Origin of the sequence: Streptomyces sp. NBC_01352 (assembly GCF_036237295.1) — a bacterium.
In the GTDB taxonomy this organism is placed as follows: domain Bacteria; phylum Actinomycetota; class Actinomycetes; order Streptomycetales; family Streptomycetaceae; genus Streptomyces; species Streptomyces plumbiresistens.
In genome coordinates, this window is the sequence record NZ_CP108354.1 from 1207123 (window position 1) to 1225273 (window position 18151).

Annotated in this window: 14 protein-coding genes; 12 read left to right on the plus strand and 2 right to left on the minus strand. The window is 72.1% G+C overall.

Going from position 1 to position 18151, the window contains the following annotated elements; translation table 11 throughout:
* Both gnd and OG252_RS05850 read left to right on the plus strand, forming a co-directional pair.
* Entirely contained in the window at positions 1-897 is an 897-nt protein-coding gene (gene gnd / locus OG252_RS05845) for a phosphogluconate dehydrogenase (NAD(+)-dependent, decarboxylating) (protein WP_329334259.1), read from the plus strand.
* Positions 894-2348 (plus strand): MDR family MFS transporter, encoded by a 1455-nt coding sequence (locus tag OG252_RS05850; protein ID WP_329334261.1) that lies wholly within the window; start codon positions 894-896, stop codon positions 2346-2348. The genes gnd and OG252_RS05850 overlap by 4 nt, the downstream gene beginning before the upstream one ends.
* On the opposite strand, the gene OG252_RS05855 is transcribed toward OG252_RS05850, so the two are convergent.
* Positions 2296-3783, minus strand: coding sequence for a gluconokinase (locus OG252_RS05855; RefSeq protein ID WP_329345085.1), 1488 nt, complete (start codon positions 3781-3783; stop codon positions 2296-2298). The genes OG252_RS05850 and OG252_RS05855 overlap by 53 nt on opposite strands.
* Before the next feature lie 188 nt (positions 3784-3971).
* Here OG252_RS05855 and OG252_RS05860 point away from each other — a divergent pair, with 188 nt between their 5' ends.
* The 10 genes from OG252_RS05860 (at position 3972) to OG252_RS05905 (ending at position 15427) form a co-directional block, all read left to right on the plus strand.
* Entirely contained in the window at positions 3972-4886 is a 915-nt protein-coding gene (locus tag OG252_RS05860; protein ID WP_329334262.1) for an NAD(P)-dependent oxidoreductase, read from the plus strand.
* Positions 4883-5668: an SDR family NAD(P)-dependent oxidoreductase gene (locus tag OG252_RS05865; RefSeq protein ID WP_329334263.1), complete on the plus strand. Its 786-nt coding sequence runs from the start codon at positions 4883-4885 to the stop codon at positions 5666-5668. Before OG252_RS05860 ends, OG252_RS05865 begins: the two co-directional genes overlap by 4 nt.
* 15 nt (positions 5669-5683) lie before the next feature.
* Positions 5684-6775 carry an L-idonate 5-dehydrogenase gene (locus OG252_RS05870; RefSeq protein ID WP_266451502.1) on the plus strand — a complete coding sequence of 364 codons (1092 nt, stop codon included), beginning with the start codon at positions 5684-5686 and terminating at the stop codon, positions 6773-6775.
* A gap of 124 nt (positions 6776-6899) precedes the next feature.
* The gene (locus tag OG252_RS05875; protein WP_329334265.1) at positions 6900-7964 is read left to right on the plus strand and encodes a 2-hydroxyacid dehydrogenase; all 1065 of its coding nucleotides are present in this window, start codon (positions 6900-6902) and stop codon (positions 7962-7964) included.
* A 114-nt stretch (positions 7965-8078) separates the two neighbouring features.
* Positions 8079-9404, plus strand: coding sequence for an ATP-grasp domain-containing protein (locus OG252_RS05880; protein WP_329334267.1), 1326 nt, complete (start codon positions 8079-8081; stop codon positions 9402-9404).
* Positions 9405-9420: 16 nt separating this feature from the next.
* The gene (locus OG252_RS05885; RefSeq protein ID WP_329334269.1) at positions 9421-11469 is read left to right on the plus strand and encodes a CocE/NonD family hydrolase; all 2049 of its coding nucleotides are present in this window, start codon (positions 9421-9423) and stop codon (positions 11467-11469) included.
* 145 nt (positions 11470-11614) lie between these two features.
* Positions 11615-12544 (plus strand): ABC transporter ATP-binding protein, encoded by a 930-nt coding sequence (locus OG252_RS05890; RefSeq protein ID WP_329334272.1) that lies wholly within the window; start codon positions 11615-11617, stop codon positions 12542-12544.
* Entirely contained in the window at positions 12544-13365 is an 822-nt protein-coding gene (locus tag OG252_RS05895) for an ABC transporter permease (protein ID WP_266451494.1), read from the plus strand. Before OG252_RS05890 ends, OG252_RS05895 begins: the two co-directional genes overlap by 1 nt.
* A 26-nt stretch (positions 13366-13391) precedes the next feature.
* Complete coding sequence (locus OG252_RS05900; protein WP_329334275.1) at positions 13392-14762, plus strand: sensor histidine kinase; 1371 nt, start codon at positions 13392-13394, stop codon at positions 14760-14762.
* Positions 14759-15427, plus strand: a complete 669-nt coding sequence (locus OG252_RS05905; protein WP_266451490.1) for a response regulator — start codon at positions 14759-14761, stop codon at positions 15425-15427. Before OG252_RS05900 ends, OG252_RS05905 begins: the two co-directional genes overlap by 4 nt.
* Here the strand turns inward: OG252_RS05905 and OG252_RS05910 are convergent.
* Positions 15411-18080 (minus strand): YfhO family protein, encoded by a 2670-nt coding sequence (locus tag OG252_RS05910; RefSeq protein WP_443068387.1) that lies wholly within the window; start codon positions 18078-18080, stop codon positions 15411-15413. The two genes, OG252_RS05905 and OG252_RS05910, sit on opposite strands and share 17 nt — an antisense overlap.
* Positions 18081-18151 lie beyond the last annotated feature (71 nt).

Here is an 18151-nt window from a genome sequence, read left to right on the forward strand (position 1 = left end):
ATGCAGGTAGGAATCGTCGGCCTGGGACGCATGGGCGGCAACATGGCCGCCCGCTGGCGGGACCGCGGCCACGAGGTGCTCGGCTACAGCCGTACCTCCCCCGACCGCGACGCCGACTCCCTGGAGGCACTCGTCGGCAAGCTCGCCGGACCCCGCGTGGTGTGGCTGATGCTCCCCTCGGGCGACCCCACCCGGGACGCCCTGCGGCAGCTCGCGGAACTGCTGGCCCCCGGCGACGTGATCGTCGAAGGCGGCAACTCCCGCTTCAGCGACGACACCGAGCACGCCCGGATGCTCGCCGATTACGGCATCGGCTACGTCGACTGCGGGGTCAGCGGCGGCGTCTGGGGCCGCGAGAACGGCTACGCCGTGATGTGCGGCGGCGAGGACGAGCACGTCCGGCACGTCTGGCCGCTGCTGGAGTCGCTCGCCCCGGACAAGGACGGGCTGTGCCACGCGGGCCCGGTGGGCGCCGGTCACTACGCCAAGATGGTCCACAACGGCATCGAGTACGGCATGATGCAGGCGCTCGCCGAGGGCTTCGAGCTGCTGGAGGCCAGCGAGTACGTGCCCGACGTGCCCAAGGTGCTCGCCTCCTGGCGGCACGGCACCGTCGTCCGCTCCTGGCTGCTCGACCTCCTGGTGCGGGCCCTGGAGGAGGACCCGGGCCTGGCCACCCTCTCCGGTCGCGTCGACGATTCCGGCGAGGGCCGCTGGACGGTCGAGGAGGCGGTACGCCTGTCCGTGTCCGCCCCCGCCATGACCGCGGCCCTCTTCGCCCGCTTCGCCTCCCGCAAGCCGGACGCGGACCAGCTCAAGGCCCTCGCGGCGATGCGCCGCCAGTTCGGCGGCCACGCGGTGCACGGCGCGGGCGCGGTCACCGCGGGCAAGGCGTGAGAGACGGGGGCGGCCGGAAGGGCGAGGAAGCGGGCCGCCGGGGACTGGCGCTACTGGTCGCCGGGGCCTTCTTCATGGAGAACCTGGACGGCACGATCATCTCGACGGCCGCCCCCGACATGGCCGCCTCCTTCGGAGTGCGGCCGGCCGACATCGGCGTCGCCATGACGGCGTACTTCGTCGCGCTGGCCGTGTTCATCCCGGTGAGCGGCTGGGCCGCCGACCGCTACGGCGCCCGCCGGGTCTTCGTCTGGGCGATCGCCGTGTTCACGCTCGCCTCGGCGCTCTGCGCGGCGGCGGGCGGGCTGCCCGAACTGGTCGTGATGCGCGTCGTGCAGGGCATCGGCGGGGCGATGATGGTGCCCGTCGGCCGGCTGGCGGTGCTGCGCTCCACCCGGAAGTCCGATCTGCTGCGGGCCGTCGCCTGGCTGACCTGGCCCGGGCTGCTGGCCCCGGTCCTGGCACCGGCGCTGGGCGGCCTGTTCACGACGTACGCCTCCTGGCACTGGATCTTCCTGGTGAACGTGCCGCTCGGCGTGCTGGCGCTGCCGTTCGCCCTGCGGCTCGTCCCCGATCTGAGGCAACCGGAGCGGCCCCGTCTCGACTGGGTGGGCTTCGGGCTCGGTGGGGCCGGGCTGGCGGCGGTGGTGCTGGGCCTGGAGCGCTTCGGGGCCGCGCCCGCCGCCTGGGGCGCGGGCGCGTCCTGGTTCGCCGCGGGAGTCGCGCTCTGCCTCCTGACGGTACGTCACTTCCGCGGGACGCGAAGCCCGTTGCTCGACCTCGGCGCCCTGAAGGTGGACACCTTCCGGGTGTCGAACGCGGGTGGCGCGCTGTTCCGCGCGGCGATCACCGCCGTGCCGTTCCTGCTGCCCCTGATGTTCCAGGGCGCCTTCGGCTGGAGCGCGGCCACCGCCGGCCTGGTGCTCATCGCGGTGTTCGCGGGCAACGTCGCCGTCAAACCGCTCACCACTCCCCTGTTGCGCCGCTTCGGCTTCCGTACGGTGCTGCTGGTGAACGGGGTCGCGACGGCGGGGACCTTCGTGCTGTGCGGGCTGCTCGGCCCGCACACACCGATGGCCGTGGTGGTGTCCGTGCTGTTCGTCAGCGGCATGTGCCGGTCCGTCTCGCTCAGCGCGTACGCGACGATCGGCTTCGCCGACATCGAGCCGGACCGCACCAGTGGCGCCAACGCCCTCTCCAGCACGGTGCAGCAGCTCGCCGCCGGTCTCGGGGTCGCCTTCGGCGCCCTCGCGCTGCGCGCGGCGGGCCCGGTCGCGCCCCTCCTGGGACTCGACGGACCCGTCGCTCCCTACCGGGTGGCGTTCGCGCTGCTCGCGCTGCTTCCCCTGGTCACGGTCGTGGAGGCGGCACGGCTGCGGCGGGATGCCGGGGCAGTCGTCACCGGGGCGGCTCCGGCATCCCGCGCAGGAGCTGATACAGCTGCTCGCTGAGTGCCCGGGTCTCCGCCAGCCGCCGCGCCGCCGCCGGGTCGGGAGTCACCGTGCGGTGGGCGCGGTCGGCGGGCACCGGGGAGGTCAGCGAGGGCAGGGCGCCGAGCGCGTGCCGGGCGAGCAGCGCGGCGCCGAAGCCGGAGCCCGCGGCGTCGTCGGTGATCTCCAGCGGTATGTCGAGCGCGGCGGCGACGATCTGCGCCCACAGGTCGGAGCGCAGGGCACCCCCGGTGGCCCGTACCGAGGTGATCGGGGCGCCGGCGGCGAGCAGGGAGTCACGGACCAGGGCGAGTTGCTGCCCGACACCCTCGATCATGGCCCGGGTCAGGTGGCCCCTGCCGTGTCCGCGACGCAGCCCGATCAGGGCGCCGCGCGCGTCCGGCTCCCACCAGGGGGCGCGCTCACCGAGCAGGTACGGGAGGGCGATCAGGCCCTCGGCGCCTGGCTCCACCTCGGCCGCCTCCTTCAGCAGATCGCCGACGTCGACGCCGCCGAAGGAGTCGGCCGCCCACTGGGCGACGACCCCGGCGTTGCTGACCGCACCGCCGAGCACCCACAGTCCGTCCGCGAGGTAGTAGCAGAACACCCGGCAGCGTTCGTCCACGCCCGGCCGGTCGCGTACGACGCGCAGGGCGCCGCTGGTGCCGAGGGACAGCGCGGCGGTGGCCGGCGAGGTGGCCCCGACGGCGAGACTGGCCAGCGGGCCGTCGCCCGCGCCCGCCACCACGGGCAGCCCGGCGGTCAGGCCCAGCGCGGCGGCGACTTCGGGGAGCAGCGCGAACACGGCGGTCGGGGGGACCAGTTCGGGCAGCCGGCCGGCGCTCACCCCGGCGATGTCCAGCGCGGGGCCGTGCCATCGGGTGGTGCGCATGTCCAGCAGACCGGTGGCGGAGGCGCAGGACAGGTCGGTGACCAGCCGGCCGGTGAAGCACGCGAGGACGTAGTCCTTCAGACCGCACCAAGTCGCCGTGCGCCGAACGAGTTCCGGCTCGTGTGCCGTGAACCGGGCCAGTTTGGTGAGCGGAGACATGGAGTGCACGGGAGTACCGGTCGCCCGGTGCAGCGCGTCGGCGCTCCCGGCCGCCCGCAGACGCCGGGCGGTGTCGGCGGCCCGGGTGTCCGCCCAACTCAGCGCAGGGGTCAGCGGTTCGCCGGAGGAGTCCAGGGCGAGCAGGGTGTGCAGGGCCGCGCTGAAGGACAGGGCGGCCACCGTGAGACCGCGTCCGGCGCAGATCCCGGCGCTCTCCCGGACCGCTTCGACGACCCCGGCCAGCACCGCCTCCGGGTCGTGGACGGCTTCCCCGCCCCGCCCGGTGTGCAGGGGCGCGGGACGCTCGACGGTCGAGACCACCCGGTACGCACCGTCCACCGCGACCACCTTGGTCGCGGTGGTACCCAGGTCGATCCCGAGCACCACCTGGGCCTCGTCCTTCATCACGGTCCGCGTCTCCGTTTCTGCCGACAGGCGGGGACGTCTCCACCTCAGGACCGTAACAGCATGCAACGCTCGCGCCAATATATTGAACAGTTGGGCGCAGATATTGCCGCAAGGTTGCGATTCTTCACCACTTGAGTTCAGTATGTTGGCCTGAGGACAGCATTTGGTTCAGGAGGTAGGTCTGCGTGTCAGGACATCCGGAGGTGGGGGTCGCCGGGCTCGGGGTCATGGGGTCGGCCATCGTCCGCAGACTGTTGCGGCGTGAACGCACCGTGCGGGTCTACGACGTCCGGCAGGACGCGGTGGCGGAGCTCGCCAGGGACGGGGCGGATCCGGCGGACTCGGCGGCGCAGCTCGCCTCGTCCTCCGTGGTGATCCTCTCCCTCAACACCGCCGACATCGTCGAAAAGGTTGCCTTCGGCCCCGAGGGGGTGCTCACCGCCACGCCCGAGGGCGTCCTCGTCATCGACATGTCCAGCATCGATCCAGGACGCACCCGCGACTTCGCCGAGCGTGCGGCCAAGCTCGGCGCCGGCTGGGTCGACGCCCCGCTCTCGGGCGGCGCGCCGGGCGCGGAACGCGGCGAACTGACCCTGATGCTCGGCGGCGAGGACGACCAGGTGGAACGGGCGCTGCCGGTGCTCGACGCGCTCTCCTCCCGGCTCACCCACCTCGGCCCGGCCGGCTCGGGGCAACTGATGAAGTCCGTCAACCAGGTGCTGGTCGGCTGCGGATTCGCCGCCCTCGCCGAGGCCGCCGCGCTGATCCGGGCGGCCGGTCTGCCGCCACGGCGGGTACAGGCGGCGCTCACCGGGGGCAGGGCCGACTCGGCGCTGCTCCAGGAGTTCTTCGTGAAGTTCGCCGAGGTCGATCTCACCCCCACCGGACGGGTCAGCAACATGGTCAAGGACCTGGAGGCCGCCCGCGACTACGCGCGCTCGGCGGGAGTCCCGTTGCCGGTGACCACCGCCGTCTCGGAACTCCACCGCTGGCTGGCCGCAGCGGGCCACGGCGACGCCGACAACGCCGCACTCATGCACTACTACGGAACCGGAACCGAAGTCGGAACCGGAACCGGTCCGACGGGAGACAGGTCATGACGGTTTCAGCCACGGGTCCTTCCCTGTTCGACCTCTCCGGGCGGCTGGCCCTGGTCACCGGGTCCAGCAAGGGCATCGGAGCCGCCCTCGCGGCGGGACTGGCCGAGGCCGGCGCCGAACTCGTCCTCAACGGCCGCGACCCCGACGCCCTGGAACGCGCCCGTGCCGAACTCGCCGAGCGCACCGGGTCCAAGGTCCACGCCGTGGCCTTCGACGTCACCGACGAGGCGGCCGTAGGAGCGGCGGTCCGGGAGATCGAGAACGGGATCGGCCCGCTGGACATCCTGGTCAACAACACCGGCGTACAGCACCGCGAACCGCTCCTCCAGGTGTCCGCCGAGAACTTCGAACGGGTCCTGCACACCAACCTCACCAGCGCCTTCCTGGTCGGCCGCGCGGTGGCCGCGGGCATGGTCGGACGCGGCCACGGAAAGATCGTCAACATCTGTTCCGTCCAGACCTGGCTCGCCCGTCCCGGCATCGCCGCCTACGCGGCCTCCAAGGGCGGCCTCGCGATGCTGACCCGGGGCATGTGCGCGGAGTGGGCAGGGTCGGGACTGACGGTCAACGGCCTGGCACCCGGCTATGTGGTCACCGAACTCACCCGCCCCCTCGTCGACGACCCCGCCTTCGACTCCTGGATCCGAGGCCGTACTCCGGCCGGACGCTGGGCCTCGGTCGGGGATCTCGTCGGCACGCTGGTGTGGCTCGCCGCCCCCGCGTCGGACTTCGTCAACGGACAGGTGATCGCCGTCGACGGCGGCCTGACCGCGGTCATCTGAGAAAGGACCGAGGACATGAACGCAACGAACTCCGCCACCTCCGCCACCTCCACGACGATGCGGGCGGTCGTCGCCCACGGGGCGGGCGACCTGCGCCTGGAGGAACGGCCGGTGCCGCAGCCCGGCCCCGGCGAGGTGGCGGTCGACATCCGCTACGGCGGGATCTGCGGCTCCGACCTGCACTACTGGCGGCACGGCGCGGTCGGCGACTTCCGGCTGCGCGAACCGCTCGTGCTCGGTCATGAGATCGTCGGCCGGGTGCGCGCGGCGGGCCCCGGGACACCGGCCCCGCCGCCCGGGACACCGGTGGCCGTACACCCGTTGGCCTCCTGCGGCGCCTGCCGGCAGTGCGCGGCGGGCCGGCGCAACACCTGTCTGGACACCGGCTATCTCGGCAGCGCCGCCCGCGACCCCCACGTCCAGGGTGGCTTCGCCGATGTCCTGGTGGTGCCCGCGGAACGCGTCCTGCCCCTGCCCGCGGGCCTTGATCTGCGGCTCGCCGCGCTCGCCGAACCGGCGGCGGTCGCCTGGCACGCGGTACGGCGGGCCGGTGACATCCGCGGGAAGCGGGTCCTGGTCACCGGCGCCGGACCGATCGGCTGCCTGGTCGTCGCGGCCCTGCGCGCCGCCGGTGCCGGCGAGATCACCGTGACCGACGTCCACGAGGCGCCGCTGGCCGTCGCCAAGCAGGTGGGCGCCGACTCGACCGTACGGATCGGCGGCCCCGCCCCCGAGAAGGACGCACTGGAGGAACTCGCGGCGGACATCGCCATCGAGTCCTCGGGCAACCCCGCCGGGCTGCGCACCTGTGTGTACGGAGTGGACCGGGGCGGTCTGGTGGTGGGCCTCGGCCTGCTCCCGCCCGGGGACACCCCGGTCGCCGCGAACGCGGTGATCACGCGGGAGCTGCGGCTGGTCGGCTCCTTCCGCTTCGACACCGAACTCGCCGAGGTACTGCGGGCCCTGGCCGACGGCCGCCTCCCGGTCGACCCGGTGGTGACCTCCGTACTCCCCGTGACGCGCACCGGCGAGGCATTCGAACTGGCCGCCGACCCGGCGCGGTCCTGCAAGGTGCTGCTCGACTTCGCGGATCCGACGACGGTCTGAGGGGCGGCCATGGCCGGCCCGCGTGACACGACGCGGGCCGACGCTCTCTCCCGCCGGGCCGGCCCTCGCCCGGACCGGTCGACTCCTCTTCCCTCAACCTCCCCTCCGATCAAGGGAGTTCAGCATGTCCGACACCCCCGTGATGTCCGACGCCCCCGCACCCCGTCCGCGCGTCGCCGTCAGCCGCACCGGTCTCCCAGGTGCCGCCGTCCGGCGGCTCGTCTCCCGGTACGACGTCACCTCCTGGGAAGGGGCGGCGCCGCCCACCTCCGCCGAGCTGGGCACGCTGGTCCGGGGCTGCGAGGGGCTGCTCGTCCTCGGCAGTGACCGGGTGGACGCCGCCCTGCTGGACGCCGCCGGCCCCGGCCTCCGTGTCGTGGCGCTGGCGTCGATGGGCTACGACGGCGTGGACGTCGACGCCGCCGCCGCGCGCGGTGTCGTGGTCACCCACACCCCCGACGTACTCGCCGACACCACCGCCGACGTGGCGATGGCACTGATCCTGATGGCGCGGCGGCGCCTCGGAGCCGGCATGGACGCGATGCGGCGCGGAGAGTGGGGCGCCTTCAGGATGGACGCCTTCCTGGGGCTCGACGTCCAGGGCGCGACCCTCGGGCTCATCGGCTACGGGCAGATCGCCAAGGCCCTCGCGCGCCGGGCGGCCGGCTTCGGGATGCGGGTCCAGCACCACCATCCCCGCCGCACCGAGGATGACGCGTTGTCCCGCTGGGTCACCTTCGCCGAACTGCTGCGGACCAGTGACGTGGTGTCCGTGCACACCCCGCTGACGCCCGAGACGGCCGGAATGATCGGCGCACCGGAGCTCGCTCTGATGAAACCGACGGCGACGCTCGTCAACACCGGACGGGGCGGCGTCGTCGACGAGGAGGCCCTGCTCACCGCGCTGCGTGGCGGGCAACTGCACTCGGCCGGGCTGGACGTGATGATGAACGAGCCGCGCACGGACCCGGCCGACCCGCTGTTCGCCGAGCCACACCTGGTGGTGCTGCCGCACGTGGGCTCGGCGACGGAGGAGACACGCGCGGCGATGGTGGAGCTGGCGGCACGGAACATCGAGGCCGTACTGGACGGGGACCGCGCGCCGACTCCGCTGCCGGGGACCCGGGGAAGGCCCGCGCGACGAACGACGCGTGCCCACGTCGATGTGCTGCCCTCGGTGACCAGTTGACCAGCGGTGTCGCCCGTCGATGACGAGGGCGTCAGCGGGCAGGAGGTTGGCAGCGCACCTCACGGGTACTCCGACGATCTTCCGATGTGAGCCGCGGAAAATCGGGAAGGTGCCGTGCCTGACAGGAACGTGAACGATGCGAAGAACATCTTTGTGCTCGGCCTCGACGAGGCCAACCTGCCGACGCTCCACGCGGTACCGGGTGCGAGAGCACTGCGCTTTCACCCCTTGCTGTCGACCGACGAACTGCAGGGCGGCGAGGTGTCGGTGCCGGAGCTCATCGACAAGGCCCAGGAGATACTCGATGCCTTCGACGGAAGCATCGACGCGATCGTCGGCTACTGGGACTTCCCGGTCAGCACCATGGTCCCCATCCTCGGCGAGCGCTACGGAACCCGCAGCACCAGCCTGGAGTCGGTGGTCAAGTGCGAGCACAAGTACTGGAGCCGGCTCGAGCAGCAGAAGGTCACCGACAGGATCCCGCGGTTCGGCAAGGTCGATCTGGAGGCCGACGACCCCCGCCCGCCGGAGGGCGTGCGCTTCCCCATGTGGCTCAAGCCGGCGCTCTCGTACTCCTCCGAACTCGCCTTCGGTGTCAAGGACTTGGACGAGTTCCGGGCCGCCGTCGCCGAGATCCGTGAGGGAATCGCCCGGGTCGGCCGGCCTTTCGAGTACATCCTCGACCGCATCGAGCTGCCGCCCGAGATGCAGGGCGTCGGCGGGCAGGTCTGCCTCGCGGAGGAAGAGATGTCGGGGATCCAGGTCGCCGTCGAAGGCTACGTCCATCAGGGCGAAGTGACCGTCTACGGCGCCCTGGACTCCATCAACTACCCCGACACGCCCTGCTTCCTGCGCCACCAGTACCCCTCGACCCTGCCGCCGCAGGTGATCGGGCAGCTTCACGACGTCACACAGCGGGTGATGCGTCAGATCGGCTTCGACTCGGCCACCTTCAGCGTGGAGTACTTCTACGACCCGCAGAGCCACGAGATCCGTCTGCTGGAGATCAACCCCCGGCACTCCCAGTCCCACGCCGAGCTGTTCCAGTACGTCGACGGCGTACCCAACCACCACTGCATGCTCGGCCTCGCCCTCGGCGACGACCCGCACATGCCGCATCGGCAGGGACCGTACGCCATGGCCGCGAAGTGGTACTACCGCTGGTTCACCGACGGGGTGGTGGGCCATGTGCCCTCGCCCGAGGACCTCGCCCGCATCGAGCGCGAGACCGACGGCGTACGCGTGGACGTCACACCCAAGGAGGGGCAGCGGCTGTCGGAACTCCCCCAACAGGACAGCTACAGCTTCGAGTTGGCCCACATCTTCACCGGCGGCAGCGACGAGGACGACCTGCGGGAGAAGTACGACCACTGCGTGGCCGCACTGGGATTCACCTTCGACGAGAGCCCGCGAGAGTACGACGAGAGCCCGCGAGAGTAAGGAGCGCGTCGGCCTTATGCGTTACGTGACCAACCTGCCGTACGACACCAAGGAAGAGGAGCACGTCCGCATCCCGATGTCCGACGGCGTACAGCTGTCGGCACGCCTCTGGCGTCCCACCTCCTCCGACGACGAGCCCGTGCCCGCGGTGCTGGAGTACATCCCCTACCGCAAGCGCGACCTCACCTCGGTACGTGACTCCGTCCACCACCCGTACATCGCCGGGCACGGCTACGCCTGCGTCCGCGTCGACGTGCGCGGCACCGGTGACTCGGAGGGGGTGCTGAAGGACGAGTACCTGGAACAGGAGCAGGCCGACGCCGAAGAGGTCCTCGCCTGGCTGGCCGAGCAGCCCTGGTGCGACGGCCGCACCGGCATGATGGGCATCTCCTGGGGTGCCTTCGCCGCGCTCCAGGTGGCCGCCCGGCAGCCACCGAGCCTGCGCGCCATCGTCATCGCGTCCTTCACCGACGACCGGCACGCCGACGACATGCACTACATGGGCGGGGCCATGCTCTCGGACAACCTCGCCGAGGCGGGCACCATGTTCGCCTACGCCACCTGCCCGCCCGACCCCGCCGTGGTCGGCGACCGCTGGCGCGACATGTGGCACGAACGACTGGAGAACACCGGCCCCTGGGTCCTTCCGTGGCTGCGCCACCAGCGCCGCGACGACTACTGGCGCCACGCCTCGGTCTCCGAGAACTACCAGGACGTACGCTGCCCCGTCCTCGCCTCCAGCGGCTGGGCGGACGGCTACTCCAACGCCGTGACCCGTCTGCTCGGCAACCTGGACGTGCCCCGCAAGGGGCTGATCGGTCCCTGGTCGCACAAGTTCCCCCACCTCGGGGAACCCGGCCCGGCCATCGGCTACCTGCAGGAAGTGGTGCGGTGGTGGGACCACTGGCTCAAGGGCGTCGACAACGGCGTCATGGACGGCCCCATGCTGCACACCTGGATGCAGGACAGTGTCCCTCCGTCCACCTCGTACGAGGAGCGTCCGGGCCGCTGGGTCGCGGAACCCGCCTGGCCGTCTCCGCACATCCGCCCGGTCACGTATCCGCTGACGCGGCACCGGATCGGCTCCCCGGACCCGCCGAGCGAGGAAACGGCGGCCGGCGAGGGCGACGGCGCCGCCATGACGGTGCGCTCGCCGCTGTCCGTCGGCCAGTTCGCGGGCAAGTGGGCCTCCTACAACGCGCCCCCGGACCTGCCCTACGACCAGCGCGAGGAGGACGGCGGCTCACTCGTCTTCGAGACCGAGCCCTTGACGGAACGGCTCGAGATCCTGGGCTCGCCGAGCGTGGAGCTCGACCTCTCGGCCGACGAGCCGGTCGCGATGGTGGCCGCGCGTCTGTCCGATGTGAGCCCCGACGGCGCCGCCACCCGTGTCACGTACGGTCTGCTCAACCTCACCCGGCGGGACAGCACCGAGGACCCCGAGCCCCTGGAGCCGGGCCGGCGCTACCGCGCGACCGTCCACCTGAACGGAGTGGCGCAGGCCTTCCCGCCCGGACACCGCATCCGCCTCTCCCTGTCCACGTCGTACTGGCCGCTCGCCTGGCCGCCCCCCGAAGCGGCCCTGCTCAGCGTCCACGAGAGTTCGAGCACCCTCACGCTCCCGGTCCGCCCGACCGACGAACCCGACGAGGTGCCGCCGAACCCGTTCGACGAACCCGAAGGAACGGCGCCCCTGGCGGTGACCCGGCTGACACCCCTCGAGCAGCGGTGGGACGTGAAGCGGGACCTGATCGGCTACCACGCCGCACTGGAGATCGTGAAGGACCAGGGACTGATCCGCTTCGACGGCATCGGGCTCGATGCCGGCCGTCGCGCCTACGAGCGCTACGCGACCGTCGCCGACGACTTCACGTCCGTCAGCGGCGAGTCCACCTGGACCATGCGGTTCCGCCGCGAGGACTGGGACATCCGCGTGGTCACGCACACCCGGCTCAGCTGCGACGAGCGGGACTTCTTCGTGGACGCCACCCTGGACGGCTACGAGGGCGACCGCCGGGTGTTCTCCCGCACCTGGAACGAGACGGTGCCACGCGACCTGCTCTAGGCGCCTCGGACTGGTACCGCGGTACCAGTGGACCGCCGAAGAGTCTCCCGTGGTCCCAGAGCCGGGAGGGGATGCCCTCATAGCGTCGAACACAGGTGCCGCGGTGTGCCCGTGGCCGAGTTCGAGGCGAGGAAGGCCCACTCCCATGATCGAAGCGCGTGAGCTGACGAAGCGGTACGGGGACAAGACGGTGGTCGACCACCTGAGCTTCACCGTCAAGCCCGGTGAGGTGACCGGCTTCCTGGGCCCCAACGGCGCGGGCAAGTCCACGACCATGCGCATGATCATCGGCCTGGACTCCCCCACCGGAGGCTCGGTGACCGTCAACGGGCGTCGCTACGCCCAGCACGCCGCGCCGTTGCACGAGATCGGCGCCCTGCTGGAGGCCAAGTCCGTCCACCCCGGGCGCACCGCGGTCGGTCACCTTATGGCGCTCGCGCACACCCACGGCATCTCCCGCCGCCGGGTGGACGAGGTCATCGAGCTGGCCGGTCTCGGCAGTGTGGCCGGCAAGCGGGTGGGCGCCTTCTCGCTCGGCATGGGCCAGCGGCTCGGCATCGCGGCGGCCCTGCTCGGCGACCCCGCGGTCGTCATGCTCGACGAACCGGTCAACGGCCTCGACCCGGAGGGCGTGCTGTGGGTGCGCCATCTGCTGTCCGGGCTGGCCGACGAGGGCCGCGCGGTGATGCTCTCCTCGCACCTGATGAGCGAGACCGCGCTGATCGCCGACCATCTGGTGATCATCGGGCGGGGGCGGCTGCTCGCGGACACGACGGTCGACGACTTCGTACGGGAGGCGGGCGGCGGCGGTGTGAAGGTCGCCACCACCGAGGCCCAGAAGCTGCGCTCGCTGCTGGCCGGCCCGGATGTCACGATCAGCTCCTCCTCGGCCGAGGAACTGCTGGTCTCCGGGCGTGACGCCCGTGAGATCGGGGCGATCGCCGCTCAGCACGGGGTGCCGCTGTACGAACTCACCCCGCAGTCCGTCTCCTTGGAGAAGGCGTTCATGGAACTCACCAGCGACGCCGTGGAGTACCACAGCGCCCCCGCCGCCACCGCCCGAGAGGCCGCCTGATGACCGTCACGACCCTTCCCACGGTGTCGGTCCGCACAGTGACCGGCCGCCGGGTGCTGCGCTCGGAGTGGGCCAAGTTCTGGTCGCTGCGCTCCAGTTGGATCACCCTGGGCGTCGCCCTGCTCCTGCTGATCGCCATCGGGGCGATCGCCTCCGCCACCTACAGCCCCGACGCCACGAACGACGGGCCGCCCGGCCCTGGTTCCGGCGGCCCCAGTGACGCGATCAGCGTGGCCCTGACCGGTTCGACCTTCGCGTCGCTGGCCATCGGGGTGCTCGGCGTGCTCATCTCCGCCGGCGAGTACAGCACCGGCATGATCCGCTCCACGCTGGCCGCGGTGCCACGACGGCTGCCGGTCCTGTGGTCGAAGAGCGCCGTGTTCGGGACGACCGCGTTCGTCCTCGCCACGATCGGCGCGCTGGCCGCGTTCCAGCTGGGCAGTCTGGGCCTGGACGGCGAGAAGATCGCGCTGTCCCTGGGCGACGACGGAGTACTGCGCAGCCTGGTCGGCGCCGGCCTCTACCTCGGCCTGGTCGGCGTGTTCGGCGTGGCCCTGGGAATCCTGGTCCGGTCCACCGCGGGCGGCATCGCGATCCTGGTCGGCGTCCTGCTCATCCTGTCCGGCCTGACCAGCCTGCTGCCCAACTCGTGGGAGGACACGATCTCCCCCTACCTCCCCGGCAACGCGGGGTCCGCCATGTACGCCCTGCACGAGTCCTCGGACGCCCTTACGCCAGGAGCCGGGCTCGCGGTGTTCGCCGGCTGGGTGGCACTGACGCTCGCCGGAGCGGCATACCGGCTGGTCCGAACCGACGCCTGACCAGCGAACCGATGACAATGGGTGCCATGAATCCGGAACCGTCGGCAGCCGGCGCGGACACGGCCCGGGGAACCGCACTCCCTGCGCCCTCTGGGCTCGACGCCGCCTGGGCGCACCCGCTCCTGGGCCGTCTGCTGCGCGGGCAGAGCCGCCAGCAGCGGCTGGACCGGCGGCATCCGTGGCTGCTCGACACCGTGGTCGTGCTGGCCATCGCCCTCGTCAGCCTGCCCGACGTGTTCTCCGGCGGCCGCGGCGACGGCCCCTTCGGGGACACCGGCAACCGCAGCGACCTGCCGATCGCCGTCGTCCTCGGATTCGCCACCGCAGCGATCGTGCCGCTGTGGTGGCGTCGCAGGGCCCCGGCCTTCACGTTCTTCGCAATCGCGCTGGTGTCCCTCGCCCAGTGGTCGCTGGGGATCTGGCAGCAGTCCAGCATCAGCATTCTTGTCGCCCTGTACAGTCTCGCCCTGCACGGTTCGCTGCGGATACTGGGCTGGGCCGCGGCGGTGACTCTCGTCGAACTGGTGCTGGCCGTCTGCTTCCTGGTGCCCGTCGAGCGTCCACTGCCCGGCATCTTCTTCCTGATGGGAACGGCGACCGCGGCCGTCGCCATCGGACTCACACTCCGTATCCGCCGGATGTATCTGGCCACGCTGGAGGACCGGGCCGCGCGGCTGGAGATCGAGCGCGACCAACGCGTCCGGCTCACCGCCGCCGCCGAACGCTCCCGGGTCGCACGCGAGATGCACGACATCGTCGGCCACAACCTCTCCGTCATGGTCGGACTCGCCGACGGCGCCGCCACCCTCGCCGCCAACAGGAACGAGCACTCCGCCGAAGCCCTGCGGATCATCGGCGACACCGGGCGGCAGGCCATGGGCGAACTGCGCCGCATGCTGGGCGTTCTCCGTGCGGAGCAGCAGGAGAACGTACGGCTGCTCAGCCCCCAGCCGGGCATCCGTGACCTCGACGCACTGCTGGGCCGGGTCCGCGCGGCCGGACTGACGGTGACCTACCGGACCATGGGGGATCTCGACGCTCTGGGCAACGGCGTACAGCTCACGGTGTACCGCATCATCCAAGAGGCGCTCACCAACACGATCAAGCACGCCGGTACGGGGTCCGCCGCCGAGGTCACCGTGGCCGCCGACACCCGGGAAGTGCGGATCCGGGTCGCCGACACGGGAGCACCGCCCGGGGCGGGCGGGCGAACGGAGCCGAGCACCGGGACCGGCGAACCCGGGCACGGCCTGGTCGGCATCCGCCAGCGGGCCGCCATGTACGGCGGTGCCGTCACCATCGGCCCACGCGACACCGTGGGCGGCTGGATCGTGGACGTGGTCCTCGACGTGCCCGCCGCACCCGCCCCGTCGGCATCAGGAGAACATCTGTCATGACCACGGTGCTGATCGCCGACGACCAGCCGTTGCAACGCCTCGGCTTCCGCATGCTGCTGCAGGGCACCCCCGGCATGACTCCGGTCGGCGAGGCCGAGCACGGGTCCGAAGCCGTCCGCCTCGCCGCGGAACTGCGCCCCGACGTGGTCCTGATGGACGTACGCATGCCCGGCATGGACGGCATCGAGGCGACCCGCCGGATCGTCGCCGGCGGGGGCCGTACCCGCGTGCTCATCGTGACCACCTTCGACCTCGACGAGTACGCGTACGAGGGCCTGCGGGCCGGTGCCAGCGGATTCCTGCTCAAGGACGCCCGCCCGGAGGAACTCGTCGCGGGCATCAACGCGGTGGCCACCGGCGACGCCGTCGTGGCGCCGAGCCTGACCCGGCGGCTGCTGGACGCCTACGCCCACCAGGTACTCGCCCCGACCGACGCTCCCCCGTCCCCGGACCCCCGGCTGCACACGCTCAGCGACCGCGAACACGAGGTACTGGTCGCCATCGGCCAGGGCTGGACGAACGCCGAGATCGCCGAACGGCTCGTGCTCACCGAGTCCACGGTGAAGAAGCACGTCGGCCGGGTCCTCGCCAAGATCGGGGCCCGGGACCGTATCCAGGCCGTGATCATGGCGTACGACGCGGGACTGGTCAGGGCCAAGCCCTAGCCGATACCCGCGGCCTCCTGGAACCCGCCCATGATCTGCGCGCACTGACGCCGAGCAGGACCAGGGCCAGCAACGAGACGCCCCCGACAACCGCGCCCAGCCGCAGACCGGGCGGGCGGAACGTACAGGTGACGTGGGTCGAGGTGCCGTCGAGAGGCACGGCGATCAGTCCGTAGTACTCCCCCGCGGGTACGGGCGACGCGTCACCCGCGGCACACCGCCAACCGGCGGTCCGGGGGGCCGCGACGACGGCGGTTCCCGTGCTCCCGGCGGGGAGTTCCGCCCGGATCGTGCCGCCGGAGACCGTCACCTCGGTGGCGCCGGTGGCCTCGAGGCGCCCGACGGCGGTGCGCAGCCGTGCGGTGTCCAGGCAGCCGACCGCGCCGTCCGGGACGGTGCCCGTCCGCTCGGGGGACAGCTCGATGCGCAGGCGGCCGGACGGCGGGACCGTGCCGAGCCGCTGCATGGCGGCCAGCTTGGCGACGGGGTCGGACCTGAACCGCCCGGTCAGGCCGCGCGCGGAGTCGCCGGTGAGCCGTGCGGTGCCCGCGAACCGCGGCGCCCACAGGTACACCTCGCTGTCCGCCGGGCACTGGGCCGTGATCGTCCGCTTTCCGGCACCGGTCCGCGCCGTGAGACGAGGGACGGTGTAGACACGGGTGCCCAGCAGCAGTTCCTGGTTGCGGTACGGCGACGCCCCGAAGGCAGAAACGTTCGTGCGTGCGGAGGGCCCGGACGGTCGCACCGTGACCAGGGGCGGTACGGCTTGCCGGGACACGGTCACCTGACCGCCGTCCTGCGGGAACCAGCTCTGATGCGGGTCCGGCGGGGAGTGCACCCGCGCGCCGACGGAGAAGATCACGTCCGTGACGGCGTTGTCCAGGCTCTGCAGACTGCGTCCCCCCGAGGTCCAGCCGCCTCCGAGAGCGGTGAGCGTACGGAAGAGCACGTCGGAGGTGTGGCTGCTGTAGTACTGGGCGCCCTGGCCGCCCACCAGCAGCGGGTCGTTGCCGACGGTCTGCTCCCGGCCGGGATCGGTACGGTACTCGGGCCAGCCGTCGGTCTTCGCGATCGCCTCCGCCTGCTGCTGCCGCCGGTCCCCCCACGGCGCGTAGTCGTCCATGTGTCCGAGCCGCATCCGGGTGGCCACGGCGGAGGTGGCGGTGGCCTCGCCGAGTTGCGTGCCGAGGAGCAGCACCACGGCGAACACGGCCGGCGCGGTCGGGCGCCCGTTGCCGGCGGGACGCCTGCCGTCCGTGCGGGCGAGCAGGGCCAGCCCGGCGAGTGCGCCCACGGCGGCCACGAGCAGCACCGGCCAGGCCAGCGGGCGCACCAGGTCGCTTCGGCTCGCGAGGGCGGCGATCAGTGCGAGCAGCGCGCCCGCCGCGCACAGCGCGCGCCGGTCGGGCGGGCCGTACGACAGCGAGTGCCAGGCCGCCATCACGAGCAGCGCGCACAGCACGAAGGCCTGGCGGTACGAACTGCCCTGCGGTGCGGCGAAGGCGTGCCACAGCAGTTGGGTCGGGCCCCACTGCATCGACAGCGTCACCCCGATCACCAGCAGGGTCCACCCGGTGCGCACCTCCCGGGGAGCTGCCCGGTGGAAGGGCAGGGCGAGGGCGAGCAGCAGCGCCGTGGTGCCCACGTAGAGGGCCGGGGAACCGAAGCTGTACGTGGTCGGCAGCAGGCGGGCCAGCAGGTCCTCCGTCGCCACCGGCGTGAAGTCCTTGAATCTGCCGGGGGAGGCGTGTGTGGTGCCGAAGTACACGACCGCCACCAGCGGTGCGGCCAGGCCCATGCCCAGGGCGACGGTCAGCCCTGCCCGGCCCGCCGCGCCGAGCCTCTGACGCCGCGGGAGTCCTGAGACCCACAGCCGCAGGAGCAGGACGAGGCCGGCGGCGAGGGTGGCCATGTACGCCGTGTAGAAGTTGGCGATCCAGACCGCCGCCACGACCACGACCCCGAGAACCGGGCGCCGTCCGCTCAGGATCCATTCGCCGACCAGGCACAGCAGCGGCAGGGCGATGAGGCCGTCGAGCCACATCACGTTGTACACGGCGCTCGCCACGGTCCAGCCGCACAGGGCGTAGGACGCGCCCAGCAGTCCCGCCGCCCACCAGCGGCCGGGCCGCAGGCTCAGCAGCAGCCAGGCCATGGCGGCGCCGGCGGACGCGACCTTCAGCACGGTGATCACATACACCGCGAGGTCGATCTCGTCCCGCGGAAACACCGCCACGAGCAGGGCGAAGGGGCTGGTGAGGTACGTACCGAGGTCGGGGAGGAAACTCGCGCCGAATCCGGACTGCCAGTTGACGAGGAGACCGCCGTCGGCCCTTCCATGGAGCAGATCCCACAGGTGTGCGTGGAACGGCACGTACTGGTTGCCGAGGTCGTTGACGCTCCTGGTGCGGGGGCCGAAGGGGTAGCTGCGGGCGATGGCGTCGGCGGCGCAGAACGCGGTGACGGTGACCAGCGCCGCGAGCAGGGCGGCGGCCTGCCTCGGTCTGGCCGGGCGAGGCAGACGTAACAGCCCGGGGCGGTCGTGCGCCCGGCCGGACGGCGGATCGGGCAGATGAGGAGCGGGTAAGGGAGGCCGGTCGCCGCCACTGCCGTCGGCAGAGGTCTCGAGCTCCGGACGGGTTGTCGGTCTCACACCCGGCCCCTGTCCGCTCGTCGCTGTGCGTTCCAGTGGGCACAGCCACTGTGTAATTCGGCCGTGTGCAC

Excerpts from the sequence above, each read along its gene's own strand:
- OG252_RS05870 (WP_266451502.1), top strand. The coding sequence starts at position 5,684 with ATGAACGCAACGAACTCCGCCACCTCCGCCACCTCCACGACGATGCGG.
- OG252_RS05895 (WP_266451494.1), top strand. The coding sequence starts at position 12,544 with ATGACCGTCACGACCCTTCCCACGGTGTCGGTCCGCACAGTGACCGGC.
- OG252_RS05865 (WP_329334263.1), top strand. The coding sequence starts at position 4,883 with ATGACGGTTTCAGCCACGGGTCCTTCCCTGTTCGACCTCTCCGGGCGG.
- gnd (WP_329334259.1), top strand. The coding sequence starts at position 1 with ATGCAGGTAGGAATCGTCGGCCTGGGACGCATGGGCGGCAACATGGCC.
- OG252_RS05885 (WP_329334269.1), top strand. The coding sequence starts at position 9,421 with ATGCGTTACGTGACCAACCTGCCGTACGACACCAAGGAAGAGGAGCAC.
- OG252_RS05905 (WP_266451490.1), top strand. The coding sequence starts at position 14,759 with ATGACCACGGTGCTGATCGCCGACGACCAGCCGTTGCAACGCCTCGGC.
- OG252_RS05900 (WP_329334275.1), top strand. The coding sequence starts at position 13,392 with ATGAATCCGGAACCGTCGGCAGCCGGCGCGGACACGGCCCGGGGAACC.
- OG252_RS05855 (WP_329345085.1), bottom strand. The coding sequence starts at position 3,783 with ATGAAGGACGAGGCCCAGGTGGTGCTCGGGATCGACCTGGGTACCACC.
- OG252_RS05875 (WP_329334265.1), top strand. The coding sequence starts at position 6,900 with ATGTCCGACACCCCCGTGATGTCCGACGCCCCCGCACCCCGTCCGCGC.
- OG252_RS05890 (WP_329334272.1), top strand. The coding sequence starts at position 11,615 with ATGATCGAAGCGCGTGAGCTGACGAAGCGGTACGGGGACAAGACGGTG.